This window comes from Bartonella sp. CL63NXGY, from assembly GCF_042194905.1.
In the GTDB taxonomy this organism is placed as follows: domain Bacteria; phylum Pseudomonadota; class Alphaproteobacteria; order Rhizobiales; family Rhizobiaceae; genus Bartonella.
The window spans coordinates 327-700 of the sequence record NZ_JBHINK010000098.1; the positions used below are offsets into that span (position 1 = coordinate 327).

The 374-nt window shown below is 39.6% G+C and carries 1 protein-coding gene; it reads left to right on the top strand.

The features are described 5' to 3' along the window. Positions 1-17: 17 nt before the first annotated feature. Positions 18-197: a cation transporting ATPase C-terminal domain-containing protein gene (locus tag ACFIK0_RS09450; protein WP_375663917.1), complete on the top strand. Its 180-nt coding sequence runs from the start codon at positions 18-20 to the stop codon at positions 195-197. The last annotated feature ends 177 nt before the right edge of the window (positions 198-374 follow it).

Here is a 374-nt window from a genome sequence, read left to right on the forward strand (position 1 = left end):
GTGGGAAAGCCTGGGTAATGATTGGCTTAATGATTGTTTTCCAACTAATCCTAACTTACGTACCATTCATGCAAACAGCCTTCCACGTTGAGGCAATTAGCTTAATGGAATGGTTAGTGGTCGTGATCTTCTCCTGCTTGATTATGTTTGTCTCAGAAGGAGATAAAATGTTCCGCCTTCGTCGCCAAATAGCCTAGCCACATAAAAAAGGCTCTAGCTTTCTATGCTAGAGCCTTTTAAATTAGCTTTTATTTAACAGACATCTTGAATTCAAGAGAGGGGGGATTGTAAACACCTAAGGTCTTTAATGATAAGTCATGATATGTTTGTAAATGCTTCATCGTAGATTTTGGTGGATAAAAAGCGCGGTCGCT

Bases quoted from the DNA above. Each gene is read 5' to 3' on its own strand.
- ACFIK0_RS09450 (WP_375663917.1), top strand. From the start codon at position 18: ATGATTGGCTTAATGATTGTTTTCCAACTAATCCTAACTTACGTACCA.